The 14,901-nt window shown below is 64.6% G+C and carries 10 protein-coding genes and 4 pseudogenes; 9 read left to right on the top strand and 5 right to left on the bottom strand.

Features of this window, described 5'->3' with window-relative positions:
- Nucleotides 1–56 precede the first annotated feature (56 nt).
- From QM806_RS40425 to QM806_RS40400, 7 genes and pseudogenes are all read left to right on the top strand, one after another.
- Nucleotides 57–1,526, top strand: a pseudogene (locus tag QM806_RS40425) (aldehyde dehydrogenase family protein); the annotation flags it as partial.
- Entirely contained in the window at nt 1,523–2,626 is a 1,104-nt protein-coding gene (locus QM806_RS40420; protein ID WP_167119203.1) for an NAD(P)-dependent alcohol dehydrogenase, read from the top strand. The pseudogene QM806_RS40425 and the gene QM806_RS40420, both read left to right, overlap by 4 nt.
- Nucleotides 2,627–2,949: 323 nt before the next feature.
- Entirely contained in the window at nt 2,950–3,381 is a 432-nt protein-coding gene (locus QM806_RS40415; RefSeq protein WP_005262674.1) for an ester cyclase, read from the top strand.
- Nucleotides 3,382–3,671: 290 nt separating this feature from the next.
- Nucleotides 3,672–4,943, top strand: a complete 1,272-nt coding sequence (locus tag QM806_RS40410) for a lipase family protein (RefSeq protein WP_206032981.1) — start codon at nt 3,672–3,674, stop codon at nt 4,941–4,943.
- A 460-nt stretch (nt 4,944–5,403) separates the two neighbouring features.
- Nucleotides 5,404–5,514 (top strand): transposase, encoded by a 111-nt coding sequence (locus QM806_RS42015; protein ID WP_080606268.1) that lies wholly within the window; start codon nt 5,404–5,406, stop codon nt 5,512–5,514.
- 58 nt (nt 5,515–5,572) lie between these two features.
- A complete protein-coding gene (locus QM806_RS40405) occupies nt 5,573–5,962 on the top strand; it encodes a transposase (RefSeq protein ID WP_346842882.1) in 390 nt (129 codons plus the stop codon).
- Between the two features lie 27 nt (nt 5,963–5,989).
- Nucleotides 5,990–6,567, top strand: a pseudogene (locus QM806_RS40400) (IS6 family transposase); the annotation flags it as partial.
- 360 nt (nt 6,568–6,927) lie between these two features.
- On the opposite strand, the gene QM806_RS40395 reads toward QM806_RS40400, so the two are convergent.
- The 4 genes and pseudogenes from QM806_RS40395 to QM806_RS40380 form a co-directional block, all read right to left on the bottom strand.
- The gene (locus QM806_RS40395; RefSeq protein WP_120661469.1) at nt 6,928–7,689 is read right to left on the bottom strand and encodes an enoyl-CoA hydratase/isomerase family protein; all 762 of its coding nucleotides are present in this window, start codon (nt 7,687–7,689) and stop codon (nt 6,928–6,930) included.
- A gap of 515 nt (nt 7,690–8,204) precedes the next feature.
- Nucleotides 8,205–8,657 carry an enoyl-CoA hydratase-related protein gene (locus QM806_RS40390; RefSeq protein ID WP_259465728.1) on the bottom strand — a complete coding sequence of 151 codons (453 nt, stop codon included), beginning with the start codon at nt 8,655–8,657 and terminating at the stop codon, nt 8,205–8,207.
- An 86-nt stretch (nt 8,658–8,743) separates the two neighbouring features.
- Nucleotides 8,744–8,920, bottom strand: a pseudogene (locus tag QM806_RS40385) (enoyl-CoA hydratase); the annotation flags it as partial.
- Between the two features lie 304 nt (nt 8,921–9,224).
- A complete protein-coding gene (locus tag QM806_RS40380; protein ID WP_120660980.1) occupies nt 9,225–9,662 on the bottom strand; it encodes a tautomerase family protein in 438 nt (145 codons plus the stop codon).
- A gap of 333 nt (nt 9,663–9,995) precedes the next feature.
- On the opposite strand from QM806_RS40380, the pseudogene QM806_RS40375 reads away from it, so the two are divergent.
- A pseudogene (locus QM806_RS40375) lies at nt 9,996–10,968 on the top strand (IS256 family transposase); the annotation flags it as partial.
- 218 nt (nt 10,969–11,186) lie between these two features.
- Here the strand turns inward: QM806_RS40375 and QM806_RS40370 are convergent.
- Entirely contained in the window at nt 11,187–13,211 is a 2,025-nt protein-coding gene (locus QM806_RS40370) for an ATP-binding protein (RefSeq protein WP_265146063.1), read from the bottom strand.
- A 457-nt stretch (nt 13,212–13,668) separates the two neighbouring features.
- On the opposite strand from QM806_RS40370, the gene QM806_RS40365 reads away from it, so the two are divergent.
- Nucleotides 13,669–14,607, top strand: coding sequence for a helix-turn-helix transcriptional regulator (locus QM806_RS40365; RefSeq protein ID WP_283294999.1), 939 nt, complete (start codon nt 13,669–13,671; stop codon nt 14,605–14,607).
- Nucleotides 14,608–14,901: the final 294 nt, after the last annotated feature.

The raw sequence follows: 14,901 nt of genomic DNA, 5'->3' as shown, positions 1-14,901 counted from the left end.
ACCTGAACCTCGGAGGAATCGACCCCAAACTACCCACACAAAGGTGAGGAGCGCCCCGCACGTTCGACATCATCGACCCCGCGAACGGCGAACTGGTCGCCACCGCCGCACGCGGCTCCGTCGAGAACCTCGACCAGGCGGTCGCCGCAGCCAAAGCCGCCCACGCCCGGGGCGAGTGGCGCTCGAAGACGCCGGACGAACGCGCCGACATCCTGTCGGCGATGGTCGCCGACCTGTCCGAGCGCATGGACGAACTGGTCGCTCTGCACGTCAAGGAGAACGGCGTCACCATCCGCCAGGCAATGGCCTTCCACGTCGGGTATTCGATCTCACACCTGCAGTACTTCGCCGACCTGGCCCGCACCTACGAATTCGAACGATCCGGTCCGCAATTGTCCTACCCCACACTGGCATCCGGGATCGTGCGCCGGGAACCGATCGGTGTGGTCGGCGGCATCGTGCCGTGGAACTTCCCGCTGCTGCTCGCTGTGTGGAAACTCGGTCCCGCTCTGGCGGCCGGCAACACCATCGTGCTCAAGCCCGACGAGAAGACCCCGCTCACCCTGCTCGAACTGGCCAAGTCGGCAGAACGGGCCGGGCTGCCAAAAGGTGTCCTCAACATCGTCACCGGCGCCGGCGAAGAAGTCGGAGCCCGTCTTGCCGCCCACCCGGACGTACGCAAAATCGCCTTCACCGGCTCGACGGCGGTCGGCCGGGAGATCAGCAAGCTTGCCGCGGAGAACATCAAGAAGGTCACCCTCGAACTCGGCGGCAAGGGACCGAACATCGTGCTCGCCGACGCCGACATCACCTCCGCGGTCGACGGTGCCCTCTTCGCCTGCTTCCTCTACGCCGGTCAGGCGTGCGAGTCGGGAACCCGGCTGCTGCTGCCCGAGAGCCTGCACGACGAATTCGTCGACCGCCTGGTGCAGCGGGCAGCGACCATCAAGGTCGGCGACCCCTCGGAGTTCGACACCGACATCGGTCCGGTCATCTCCGCCGAGCAACATGCCCGGATCCTCGACTACATCGAAATCGGCCAGAAGGAAGGCGCGACCCTCGCGTTCGGCGGTGAACCGCCCACCGGAACACAATTCGAGCAGGGGCACTGGGTACGCCCGACCATCTTCACCGATGTCACGCCCGACATGCGCATCGCCCGCGAGGAGATCTTCGGTCCCGTCCTGTCGGTTCTGAAGTACCGCACCATCGACGAAGCCGTCGCGATCGCCAACGACACCGAGTACGGGCTGTCGGCCGGGGTGTGGAGCGAAGACCTCGAGGCTGCACTCGACGTCGCGGCGCGTATCGAGTCGGGCACCGTCTGGATCAACGACTGGCACATGGTCAACGCTCTCTACCCCTTCGGTGGTCACAAGCAGAGCGGAAACGGCCGCGAACTCGGACCCCACGCGCTCGACGAGTACACCGAGGAGAAGTTCGTCCACGTCGACCTCTCGCGGTCCCTCGACCGCAAGGTGTACGACCTCGTCCTGCCCGCGGCCCAGGCGGCGGTGGACCGATGACCCACGCACGTGTCGCGCTGTTCGAGGCGCCGGACGAGAAGCTCACGGTTGTCGACCTACAAGTCGGTCCGCTCGCCGAGGACGAGATCCGGATCCGCGTCGCCGGCGTCGGGATCTGCCACACGGACCTCACCGCTCTGCGTGGCGGTGTTCCGCTCCCCTTGCCGGCGGTGGTCGGACACGAAGCATCCGGGATCGTCGAAGAGGTCGGGGCCCAGGTGACGACCCTCGTACCCGGTGACCACGTCGTGGTCAGCTTCGACTCCTGCCGAACATGCACTCAATGCACCTCGGGTCGGCCGGCCTACTGTGAGTTGTTCGCGGCGCTGAACTACTTCGGCACACGCCTGGACGGCTCGACCACCATGAGCCGTGACGGCGAACCGGTCCACGGCAACTGGTTCGGCCAATCCTCATTCGGAACCCACGCCGTCGCGAGCGTACGCAACGCCGTCAAGGTCCACGAATCCTTGCCCCTGCAATTGTTGGGGCCCCTCGGCTGCAGCTTGCAAACCGGGGCCGGCACCGTGATGAGTGTCCTGCGGCCTCAGCCTGGGCAGAGCATTGCCGTGTTCGGTCTCGGTGCGGTCGGGCTCAGCGCTCTCATGGCGGCCAAAGCGCTCGGCTGCACACCGATCATCGCGATCGATCCGAATCCGGAACGTCTGAACCTGGCCACCGAACTCGGCGCCACCCACACCCTCGACCCGAATGCGATCGACGACATCGCGTGGGCGGTCACCGACATCAGCGCCAACGGTGTCGATTTCAGCGTCGACGCCGTAGGGCTCGAGTCCGTCGTGCAACAGGCGCTGGCAGTGCTGCGATCCCCAGGCATCTGCGCCACCCTCGGACTGCAGGGGCTCGAAAACGACGTCGTGATCGATCAAGGCCATCTTCTACTCGGTCGCACGCTCACCGGGGTCATCGAAGGCGACGTCGACCCCCACCAGTTCATCCCCCAGTTGGTCGATCTGTGGAAGAACGGACAGTTCCCCTTCGACAAACTGATCGAGACCTACACACTGCCCGAGATCAACGAGGCGCTCGCGGCAGCCGCTGCGGGTTCGGTCATCAAACCAGTGATCGTGTTCGACTGAGCACAAGATACCGGGAAACATGCTCGGTGATCTGACGATTCGAGGGTGTGCGTGTGACAAGGCGTGGGCGGTCGGAAAACAGGACCGCCCACGCACTTCGAATCGACCGCAGTGGGCTCTTCCGGGGTCAGGACCGCTGACCCCGGCCCATCGGTGCACACCCTGGCCATCCGTACGAGCAGTCAGAGTGGTTACGGGGCCGCCCAGTCCGCGTTCGCACCCGCTCGGCGCGGCGCGGCGCTGCGTCGAAACGCCGTTATCCACTTGTTTCAAACACTATTGACCAACACATCACCGTGTTCAACCATTAAGGATCTGACTCGATGTCTATTGACACCCCCGCAATCACTGCAGACTACGTGCACAGCTTCTTCACTTGCGTCGATGCGCACGATTTCGATCGGGTCGAAGCAATGCTCGACCCCGAGTGCGAGATTGTCGCTCCTGGATTCACCCAGGTCGGTGCCCCCTATGTGTGCCTGTGGATGGCGGGGTTCTTCGCGACATTCCCCGACCTCCGCCATCAACCACGCCGCGTTGTGGTCGATGGCGACGAGATCGCCTTCGAACTGCACGTGACCGGGACGCACACGGAAGACCTCCCGCTGCCGGACGGCTCGAGCATCCCACCGACTGGGCGATCCCTCGACATCACCCTGGGGGAATTCTGGACACTCGCCGAAGGTCGGGTGAAGAACTACACCGTGTACTACGACCACCACGACTTCCTCACCCAACTGTCTGCGCTGGATTGAACCTCCGGCCAGGAATCACATCGGGGAAATCCCGGATCGACGCGAAACAACTCCGCCGATTGTTCCTGCTCTGCAGGTGGGAACGCCGCGGAATGCTCAGCATTCGTTGCCATCTCATCCCCGAAAGCTACCGGAAAATGCTGACCTCATCGCGGCATACCTGGAGCCGCGGCGCCATCGCTTGCTCAGCAGACGTTCATCCGCGCAATCCCCGTTCGGGAGGTGGTGGTGCTACAGCGAGGATTGCCAGAGTCATGATCCACATCACTAATATCCCTAGGAGAGTTCGGATGAATCGTCGTCGTTACCGCGCCGTGACCGCCGCGGCAGTCACGCTCGCTGCGGTGGCAATGTTCGGGTCGGCTGGACAAGTGGTGGCGGAACCGCTAACCGCAGCCGCGGCAGATTTCTATCTTCCGCCGAATCCGCTGCCCGCCGGTAACAGTGGGGATCTGATTCGCAGCGAACCCTTCCGTCCGCTGGGTGGTTCCCCGTTGGCGGCTCTGGTGCCGGCCGCGTCCGCCACCCGAATCATGTATCTCTCCTCCGACACCGTCGGCGCGCCGGTCGCCGTCACCGGTACCATTTTGGAGCCGACCGCGACGTGGTCGGGGTCCGGGCCACGCCCCCTCGTCAGCTATACCTTCGGCACCATCGGCGCCGGCGACAATTGCGCCCCCTCGAAACTGATCGCCGACGGCATCACTACCGATGGTGCCGGAACCCCGATGCCCAACCTATACATTCTCGACGTCGTGTCGCTGCTGGCACGCGGCATCACCGTCGTGGTCACCGACTATGAGGGCCTGGGCACCCCGGGCGCACACACTTACCTGCAACCGGTACCCGAAGCGCACGCCGTGCTTGACGCAACACGCGCCGCCATTAGCTTCGGGGCGGCGACACCGCGTGCGCCGGTGGGAATTTGGGGATACTCACAAGGCGGCTCGGCAGCCGGTGGCGCCGCCCAACTCGCCCGCAGCTACGCTCCCGACCTCAACCTCGCGGGCACCGTTGTCGGCGCACCGCCGGCGAACGTCGCCTCTACCCTGTCGAACCTCGACGGCAAAGCGCTCACCGATGCGATCGGGTTCTTCCTCAACGGCCTGCTGGCCAGCCACCCGGAATTCACGGATGCGGTCACCACGATGCTCAACTCCACCGGGATCGACTTCCTGCACCGCACCGCAACCGAATGCGACGTGAACGCCCTACTCCATGCCTATCAGCCCACCAGCTCGTTGACGGTCAGTGGCCGACCCATCACCGACGAACTGCAAGCCAATTCCGCGATCCGGGCTGTTCTCGACAGCTTCAACCTGGGCAAACTAGCCCCCGCTGATCCCGTTCTCCTCGCTCAGAACATCAACGACGACGTCACCCCAGCCGCGGACACCTACGCTTTGGAGAACGCCTGGCGTGGTGCCGGCGCCGACGTGACCGTCGCACACCTCGACACGCCCCCGCTGCTACCGCAACTCGGAGCCGCGGGGCATGCGACCGGGCTTCTCCTCGACAATCCGACCGCTGTGCAATGGCTCATCGACCGGTTCAACCATTGACACCCTGGCCGATCGGCAACCGAAGCCGCGGTCGCATAGGGCCGGTGGTCGCGGGTGACGCAGTGCTCGCCGCGACGGCGGTGTGGGCGGGGGCCAGACGATCGACATGCGTTGAGGACACTTCGAACTGGCGGCCACGTTCGACCGCGGCGCGGGCGTGTCCTCGGCTGCGGTGAGGTCAATGGCCAGAGGCGCGTGACACGATCGTCGAGGACCTTCCGATCACACAGAAAGGTTCTTCGAGACAAACCACTCGGCACCGGCATCGACACTGCATTAAAGCGTTTCTCCCCGAACCGCTCCACATCCAGGCCCTCAAAGATGTTGCCACCGAGCTGAAGACGACCAGCTCTGCCACCTTCGGCAAACTGCTCAAGACCCTGCTCGACGAGGTGACTGACCAGCTCAGGGATATCGAACAGCACTTCTCGAAAATCCAACAAAACTGAGCACCTCGACCGTGCGCAGTAGGGCGCCGCAGGTGAAGCGGTGTATGGATCCGGTTCATGTGATTCAGTGGATGACGCGGGCTCTGGACCGACTGCGGTCGCGTGTGTTGTCGCGGTTGTGAGGGTTCACCGACCGGGATCGACGGCACCTGCGGTGGGCATTGTTGAAGAACGTCGAGAATCTCACCCCCGGCGCAGATATCAGTCCGAGCAAAGATCCTCGAAGATAGAAACAGTGAACTGTGTCGAGGCTATGTCATGAAAGAACAACTGCAACATGTCTATTCCGGCTCGACGAAGAGAGCCTCGGTACGACTGCGAGCGTGGGTGCAGATGGCCCAGGACAGTGAGATCCCGGAACTTGTAGGCTTGGCTAAGAGCATCGCTCGCTATCGGCGCGAGATCCTCAACGCAATCGAAGACAACCTGTCCAATGCCCGCGTCGAGGCCAACAACACCCACCTGCGGTCGCTGACGAAGCGATCCTACGGATTTCACAGCCCAGAGGCCTTGATTGCGATGGCGACACTGACACGAGGAGGGCCGTGCCCGGCTTTGCCACAACGTTAATCGCCCACCAGAGGGTCAGGACGGCCACTGATGTTCGAACGCGGCGTCGTGGTCTCGCACGAGACGATCCGGCAGTGGTGCGAAGTTCGGCCAGTCCTGTTCCAATGAGCTGCGCCGCCGCAGGCCGCGCCCTGGCGATAAGTGGCACCTCGATGAAGTGTTCATCCCGATGAACGGCGAGCGGATGTACTTGTGGCGCGCGGTCGACCAGGACGGTGTGGTGCTCGACATCCTCGTCCCGTCGCGTCGAAACGCTAAGGCTGCCAGCAGTTCTTCCGTAAGCTGCTCAAGGGTCTCCGAACGTGCCGCGGGTGCTCGTGACCGACAAGCTGGCCAGCTACCAGGTGGCGCACCGCGAGATGCTGGCCGCGGTCGAACATCGCCGGTCGAAGTATCTGAACAATCGGGCCGAGAACTCGCATCAGCCGACTCGGCAACGGGAGCGCCGGAGGAAGCGGTTCGCCTCACCCGGACAGGCGCAACGGTTCCTGTCCGCGTTCTCCGGCATGCGGCGGCACATGTTGTCGGCATCCGACTGGCGTCGCGAGATGACAGGCCGCTTCGCGGTGTGGAGCGAAATCACCGCGACCGCCACCGCTGCCTGAACAACGCACCGAGCCAATAATGTCCAGGCTGGGACGAGCCCAAACCGACTGAGCCGCTGCGACTATCACTCAAGTTGACGATGCCGGACTCGGGCACCTGCGGGGTCGCGCGATGCAGCACGAGATTGCATCACAGCATGTCTCGTCGCATCGAATCTCGATGTCCACAGATCCGGAACCAGTTGCTGGCCTTCGCCCCTGAAGGGTTGACCACGGAGACGGTTCCCCGGCGACCGGCTGACGGATCTCACAAGGCTCACTCCCTGATAAGTACCTGGTCGCCGACCGGTCGGACAGGCCGACGTCAGCCTCGTCACTGCGGACCCGCGCTCACATGGAGGCCGGCAGCAGTGGCGGCGATCATCGGCCGACGTACCGCGGCTCACGCTTCTCTAGGAAGGACCGCACACCTTCGCGGTGGTCTTCTGTCGCAAACAGCATCTTGTGTGTCGTGGTCACCCATGCACCGAGCTCGTGCCAGTCCGGATCCATTGCGCGCCTCAGACCCTGCTTCGTCGCAGCGACGGCGAATGGTGGGTTCGCCGCGATCTTCCCGGCCAGCTCCAGTGCTGTCGGCACCACCAGGCCGTCGTCGACGACGCGGCTGACGAGGCCCATCTGCAGGGCCCGCTCGGCATCGATCAGCTCGCCGGTCAACAGGAGCTCCGCGGCGTGCTCGCGGCCGACCACCTGCGCCAGCCGCCCGAGTCCCGCCACGTCGCTGCACAACCCTCGCTTCACAAACAGCTCACCGAACCGCGCGCGTCTCGCGGCTACGCGGATGTCAGCAAGCAGGGCCAGCTCCATACCCCAGCCCACAGCGGTCCCGTTGACGGCGGCGATGACGGGCACGTCGGTGTACAGCAGGGCTTCCGCAGCAGGCGTGATACCCGCATCGAAGGCCGGAGCCGGACCTGCGCCGCCGCCCATGACCTCCTGTACGTCATCGCCGGAGCAGAAGGACCCGCCAGCACCCGTGATGACCAACACGCGAGCAGTCGTTGAGCGCACGACGTCGGCGAGCTCGGCGTACGTCTCGAGGCGCAGCGCGTTGTGCACGCGAGGACGCACCAGCGTGATCAGCCCGATGTGGTCCTGCTCCACGTAGGAGATGTCGTCCATCCGGAACTCACCAACCTTCCCCGCCAGCGTCATTCTGCGGCGCGTGCGACTGCAGTTGCCTCGACGTCTGAGGTGAGACGACCGTGCGAGCAGCTGAGTCGTCGATGTCAGATGAAGCACGAAGTGTTCGCGAACAGCCCTCGCGGCCTAGGTCGCAGCCTTCGCCGGTAGACGGACCGAAGAGACTGCCGTCCGTCACCACTAGCTCGGGAACCCCGGCGAGCGCCGTCCGAACCATCTGGGTGGCCAGCTCCTCGGGTCGGATCTCCTTCATCGAGCCCTTCCCAGCACGCACGATCGGCGAGCGGGCGGCGCAAACGATGACTGCTTCATGCATGGGTCCTCCTGGGGTGACGACGCGTATGCGTATTTGTTCTACAGGGGGCGTCCCCGAACTGGGGGCGCCCACCACGGCCGTTGTCAGGAAATGGCGAGGCCGGGAGAAGCTGGCGGCCGACCCTCGAGATAGCTTTTGAGCCCCTCGCGGAAGTCCGGGACGTTGAATGCGTCGAGCATCAGCCGGTTGCCCTCCTCGATCGCCTCGACGAACGTGCTGTCCTGGCTCCGAAGCAGCTTTCCTTGATCGTCCACATGGCGGCCAGCGAGCAGAAGTTGGCCAGCTCCTCGGCGTATGCGACGGCCGCGTCGAACAGCAACTCGGGTGCGACGACCCGGTCGACCAGCCCCAGCTGAAGAGCCTCCTCGCCGAGGATGACCCGTGAGGAGAGCAAGATGTCCATTGCGCGGCTCCGGCCCACGAGGCGCGGCAACAACCAGGTGATGCCGTACTCGCCGATAAGGCCACGGCGGGAGAACGCGGCGGTGAGCTTTGCCTGCGGGGTGGAGGAGCGAACGTCGCAGTACAACGCCTCGACGAGACCAAGGCCGGCAGCTGCGCCGCTGATTGCTGCGACAAGCGGCTTGCTGAACAGCAGCGGGCGGCGGCGAGGTGGGTCACGACGCACCACGTGCTGAAATCGCCGCACTTCACCAGCCCCGAGAGGTCATCCATGTCGGCACCGGAGCAAAACCCGCGGCCGGCTCCGGTCACCACGACAGCGCGCACCTCCGGATCCAGGTCGGCTTGGTCGAGTAGCGCGTAGTAGCGCTGCTCCAGGGCCTCGTTCCAGGCATTGAGCCGGTCGGGACGGTTCAGCGTGAGGATCAGGACACTCCCCCGACGCTGCGCGAGGACGACATCGGTCCCCGGCGGTGCTGTCGTCTCGGTCATGTCGAGCTCTCTCAGCCGTTCTGGCTGGTGATCTGGAGCAGGCTTCGGTCCTGAGCCAGTTGGAGCTCCGCGGGATGAGAGGACCGACAAGGCCGCGGGGCACAGCGCCGCCGTACCCCGGGATCCTCAGTCACGGGGCAGCGACCTCCTACGGGATGGGTCGGTTCTCCTTGGCCCAGAGCTTCTCCACGTCCGACTTCGGTAACCGCGCATATGGCGTTGCTGTTGTTGTGCCCAGGGGTGCACGGGGCACATGCATGCGGGGTCATCGTGGACCCGCACCGGTCGCGTACCGGGAAGCGGGTCAGACGGTGGCTTCGTACGGGACCGGACGGTTTTCCTTCGCCCAGAGCCGCTCTGCCTCGGACAGCGGAGGAGGAGGGGTAATGCCCTGGACTTGCCAGAGGTCGAGCGGGGTCTCGTCGATATGCCACTCCCAGTTGAATCCACGATCCTTGACATGGGGAACCAGCGCCTTCTCGAATTCGTCGCTTGCCCACTTCCTGAGTTCAGGCGTGTCCATTTGCCGGGCGACGTGGTCGACGAAGATTCGGATGAAGTTGCCGACGGGCTCGCCACCGACCAGGAAGTCCTCCTCGGGCAGCTCCCGGAAGGTCACGACGACATAGAACGCCGGGATACCGACGGTCTCGATGTACTTCGCGGTGACGTCCTTGGCAAATGCCTTCTTCTGATCAGCCGTGAAGGCACCTACCGGGGTATAAACATTCCACAGAGGCATAATCATCTCCTTTGACGAGATTGGCGGTCCGTACCGGATTTCCGGGCTGGCTGGCGCCTAGGCCAGATAGCGCACTTGAACTAGAGAAGACTGTATTGTTCTGCAGCACATGCTCAAAGGGACGCGCACGCCCACCGGGAGTACACATCTGCCACGATTCGGTCAGAGAAATTATCAAGACCGGTGGATAGCCGGAAGGGCGTACCTTCCCGGATGGTCCTGGTATCCATCAAGTCTTGATCGGCCAGCGCGCCCACGCTGGCGGGAAGGTCCGCCTTCATATTTCGGTGAGTTCGGAACACGCAGTCCGACGATGAGGGGGCCGGGCCGTTCCTGTCGCTGCAGGACGAGATCGTCCGTGGCGGTGCCCGGCAGATGCTTGCCGCCGCGTTGAAGGCCGAGGTCGCCGCCTATGTCGCCCAGCTCGCCGACCAGGTCGACGAGCTGGGCATCGGATGGTGGTCCGCAACGGCTATCACGGCGAGCGGGAGGTTCTGCCTGCGGCGGGCGCGGTGACGGTGAGGGCGCCGCGGGTCAACGACAAGTGTGTGGACCCGGAAACGGATGAGCGGCAGCGTATTTCCTCGGCAATCCTACCCGCGTGGGGTGCGCAAGTCGCCGCAGATGATCGAAGTGCTGCCGCTGTTGTACTTGCACGGGCTGCCCTCGGGTGACTGCGGCCGGCGTTGGAGCAGTTCCTCGGCACCGGCGCGGGCCTGTCGGCGGCGTCGGCAACCCGCCTCACGACGCAGTGGCAGGACGAAGCCAAATCCTTCGGCCAGCGTGCCTGTCGGGCACCTACTACGGGTACCTGTCGGTCGACGGAATCCACCTCAAAGTCCGGCTCGAGCAGTAGAAGCTGTGCCTGCTGGTGAGGATCGGTGTCCGGGCCGACGGCCGCAAGGAGCTGGTCGCGTTGACCGACGGTTACCGGGAATCGTCGGAGTCGTGGGCTGATCTGCTGCGTGACTGCCGCCGCCGCGGCGTGAGCGCCCCGGTTCTGGCGGTCGGCCACGGGCGCTGGGGTTCTGGAAGGCGCTGCGAGAGGTGTTCCCTACTACCCGCAAGCAGCGTAGCTGGTAACATGTCCGGCCAATGTGCTTGCTGCTATGCCGAATTCGGCTCATCCTGGCGCATTGGCGGCGTTGAAGGACACCTACATGGCCGAGGGTATCAACAAGGCGCAGGTGGCGATCAAGAGGTTCGAGGTCGACTACGGCGCGAAGTACCGAACGCGGTTGTCAAGTTCGCCGACCACGCCGATGTGCTGCTCGAGTTCTACCGCCTTCCTGCCGAACACGGGGTGCCTTCAGTCTGCGGCCGCTCGCGCTGGCGATCGCCGGTGTCGCTGGGATGCTGTTGGGCGTGTGCGCGCTCGCCGGCGCACAGTGCACGCTCGTCAATGCGAGCGAATTCTCTCCGCGCCCGTCCTGGCGCGCTGGACAGACCGGTACGGGCGGCCCTCGAGTGGGGCCATCGGCTGCGGGATCGTGGGATGTTCTGCCGAGCCGAGGTGCCGCCGACCTATCCGCCGTCGCGTCTCGAGCCCTGTTGCGCCACCCAAGTTGCGATCTGAGTGCGAGAGTTGAACCCGAGTTTGGCGAAGATGTGCTCGATGTGTACGTCGACGGTGCGTCGGGAGATGACCAGCTTGGCCGCCACGTCCTTGCTCGACATTCCTTGAGCCACCAGGTCCGCGACCTCGCGCTCTCGAGGTGTCAGCAAGCTGTCGGCCTGTCGGGGCCCGACGCGGGAGACGCGGCGCTCCCGCAGGGCGAAGGTCAGCATGTCTTCCACGGTGAGCTGGCCTCCGCGGGCAAACGCGGTGTCGAAGCGAGAGTTGCCCATCGCCTGGCGAGCCACGTCTTCGAACTGTTCGCGCCGCGCGAGCAGGTGTTTCGCTCCGAACAGTGGGACGCCAACGGTCTGCCAGACCTGGTCCGAGGCGCCTAGGAGCACCGCGGCCCGCTCGGAATCGACGCTCGCCGCGGCGGTCCAGGCGAGAACGTCCAGGATGAAGGCCAAGCCCAGGTTGTCCTCGGTGAACCGCTTGAGCTGGAGCGCCTCGCACAGGAAGGCTTCGGCCTGCTCGAGCTCGCCCTGGAGGAGCCTCAAGAATCCCTTCGCCCACATGGCGTAGGACAACAGCCAACGCTCGCCGGCCTGCTCGCACTGCTCGTATGCCTCCTCGACCACCCCGGCGGCTCGGTCAAGCTCGCCGGACAGCACGTACGCCATGGTCAGTGCAGGGCGCACACTGTTGGGGTAGTCGGCGGGTACGTCGGCACACCCATATCGCTCGAGCGCTTCAACCAACAGTGGAATCGCAGCGCTCAAGTCGCTGCCCAGTGCGCGCAGACCGCGCATATGGGCGGCGTAAGCCAAGCCTTTCGGCTCGTCGAGTTGCACAGCAAGCTCTTGGACGGCGTCGATCAGCGCAGCCGCAGCAGTCTCATCGCCCTGGAAGACAGCGATATGAGCGGCGGTCCCGAGCGCCCAGACCCGGTCGGGACTTGATTCCTGATCCAACGCCAAGGCCCGGTCCAGCCACAGGCGGCCCTCGGGCATGAAGCCGAGCGCGATCCAGAGGAACCAGGGCAGGCCCGCCATTCGGAGTCCGACGCGCACCTCGTCCGGCCGCGCGAGGCAGAATTCGAGCGCCGCACGCACGTTCGGATGCTCCACACGCAGCAAGTTCGCCCAGTCCTCCTGTCTCGGACCGAACCACTCCGCAGCAGCCTTCTCGATGAGCCGCCAGTACCAATCCCGGTGCTTGCGCTGCACTGCCGTTTCGGACGTGCCCTCTCTCAGTCGAGCCTGACCGTACTCCCGGATGGTCTCCAACATGCGGAACCTGACACGTCCGCCCTGCTCACCTCGGATCAAGATCGATTTGTCGGTCAACCCGGCCACCGTGTCGAGAAGGGTATCTGCGGGAAGGAGCTCGTCCGAGCAGACAGCCTCGAGCGCGTCAAGGGCGAACCCACCAGCGAACACTGATGCACGCGCCCACAGGGTTTGCTCCGTTGGCGTGCACAGCTCGTAGCTCCAGTCGATCAGTGCCTGGAGGGTCTGATGCCGCTCCGGCAGGTTACGACTGCCCTCGCGTAGCAACTCGAACCGGCGGCGCAAGCGATGCGCGAGCTCTTCCACGGTGAGCACGCGCAACCGTACTGCTGCCAGTTCGATCGCCAACGGGATCCCCTCCAGCCGCTGACAGAGCTGGATGACCGTGTGTTCATTGTCAGGGGTGATCTCGAACCCGGGAACTACCGCAGCAGCCCGCGCGGCGAACAGGTTGACAGCCGCGAACTGCGTCGCCGAGCCGGGAGTGAGACGGACATCGACGTCGGGCACCGGCAGCGTCGGAACCGGGTACACATGCTCACCGGCGATCATCAGCGCTTGTCGGCTCGTGGCGAGGATCCGCAGTTTCGGCGCCGCCCGGAGCAGCCGGTCCACCAGGTCCGCGGCTGCCTCGAGTATGTGCTCGCAGTTGTCGAGGACCAACAAGGTGTGCCGGGGGCGCAAGTAGTCGGTGAGGACCAACGGGGCGGGGGCTGACTGCTCGCGAATCCCGAGTGCATCTATCAGCGTGTGCGGCAGCAGGTCTGGGTCTTTCAGGGACGCCAGTTCGACCAGGCAAACCCCGTCCGGGAACGCGCGGCGGATATCACGGGCAACCCGCAGTGCGAGGCGGGTTTTGCCGACCCCGCCTACCCCGGTCAACGTAACGAGCCGGTCGGCGGAGAGTAGCTGTCGGACAGCGTGGGTCTCGGATCGACGGCCTACGAAACTCGTCAGATCCGCGGGCAGGTTATCCGGCTGGTTCGCCGACCGTGAAGCCATGGTCCGACCAGACTAACGCTCACGTCCGACCGGGAGCGGTCGGGCCGGAGCGCGAATAGGTAATGGGATACGTCTTTCACACGATGCGCCCCGCGATGGTCGGCAAGCACGCTGTTTCAGACAGATCGAACGCAGTCCATTGCCTTGGGAGGTCCCGATGACCGCGACGGTAGACACCGAAATCGATGTCCTCGACTTCGAGCCAGCTGGATCTGTTGCCCGCTGGGAAACTGCGGTCCGCGATGTTCCGGCGCCCAGGACCGTGCGACCTCTCCACAGGCGGGGTGACGTGGGTCGCTTCCGTTCGCGTGACGTCGGTGACCTCCAGATCTTGGACTGGGACTGCTCATCCTTGGAGGGGGTGCTGTTTCTGGCTCGAGACCCTCAGCGAGATGTCGTCGAGGTCGTGGCAGACAACGGGGCCGAGGAGCGACTTCCCTTCGAGGGCACAGATGCCCCGGTGGTGAACGCGATGGTGGGCCTGGCGACCGACCGCGACGGCGACTCGGTGCGGGAGCGCTTCAGGAAACGCACACTAGCGCTGCCGCGGGCAGTGCTGGTGGCAGCCGGTTGCGATGCCAACATCCCTGCCTGCCTCGTGGTCGAGCAGGGCCGACCGTTGGCTGGTGTCCTGCTCAGGGTCCTTGACGAGGCGTGGAGCCGGGTGCCAGGCATGAATACCTCAGAGGTCGAGGCAACCCGCGGGGCGCTGGTGACGCTGACTGCCGGCGTCATCCGTGTACAGAGTGGCCATGTTAAAGAAAAATCGGATTTGGCTGCTTTGCGCGCGCAGATAGATGACTGGATCACCCGCAATCTTCGTTGCGGTCCGATCCACATCGAGGACCTTGCGGCCGCCCACAGCGTCTCGGCACGAACCATCCACCGGGCCTTCTCGCTGACCGGGGACACCATGACCGCGGTCGTGCGTTCTCGGCGGCTGGCCGCGGTCCGCGAGGAGCTCGTACACACCAACATGACAATCGCAAAGATCGCTCACCGGTGGTGCTTCTACGACCCCAGCCACCTCGGCCGGGAGTTCCGCCGTTGCTTCGGGGTCTCGCCGACCGAGTATCGGCAGAGCCACGGCTGCTGATGGCCGCTCTGCCTGCCAAGGGCACTTGACGGAGGGGTCCTCGATGCGTCATCTGCGTCCTATGCGTCTGCTTCGCAGCGTTTTCATCCTTTGAGTGACCAGGCCTGGAAGAAAGGTTCAGTGTGAATTTCGGAACGGACGCGATCGTGGAAGTGGGTGCGAGCGCACCCGGGGACATCGCCTGGTCGCCCTCGGCAGAACGAATCGCCAGTGCCCGGATCAGTGACTTCATCGACTGGGGTCAAGTCCAGGGAGGTGGTGTACGACGTCGTCGCGTGACTCCTCGTCGGGTGA

The sequence above is a fragment of the Rhodococcus sp. IEGM 1351 genome, assembly GCF_030056875.1.
GTDB lineage: Bacteria > Actinomycetota > Actinomycetes > Mycobacteriales > Mycobacteriaceae > Rhodococcus_F > Rhodococcus_F opacus.
The sequence above is the reverse complement of the archived record's forward strand: the minus strand, read 5'-3'. Positions and strand labels throughout refer to the sequence as shown.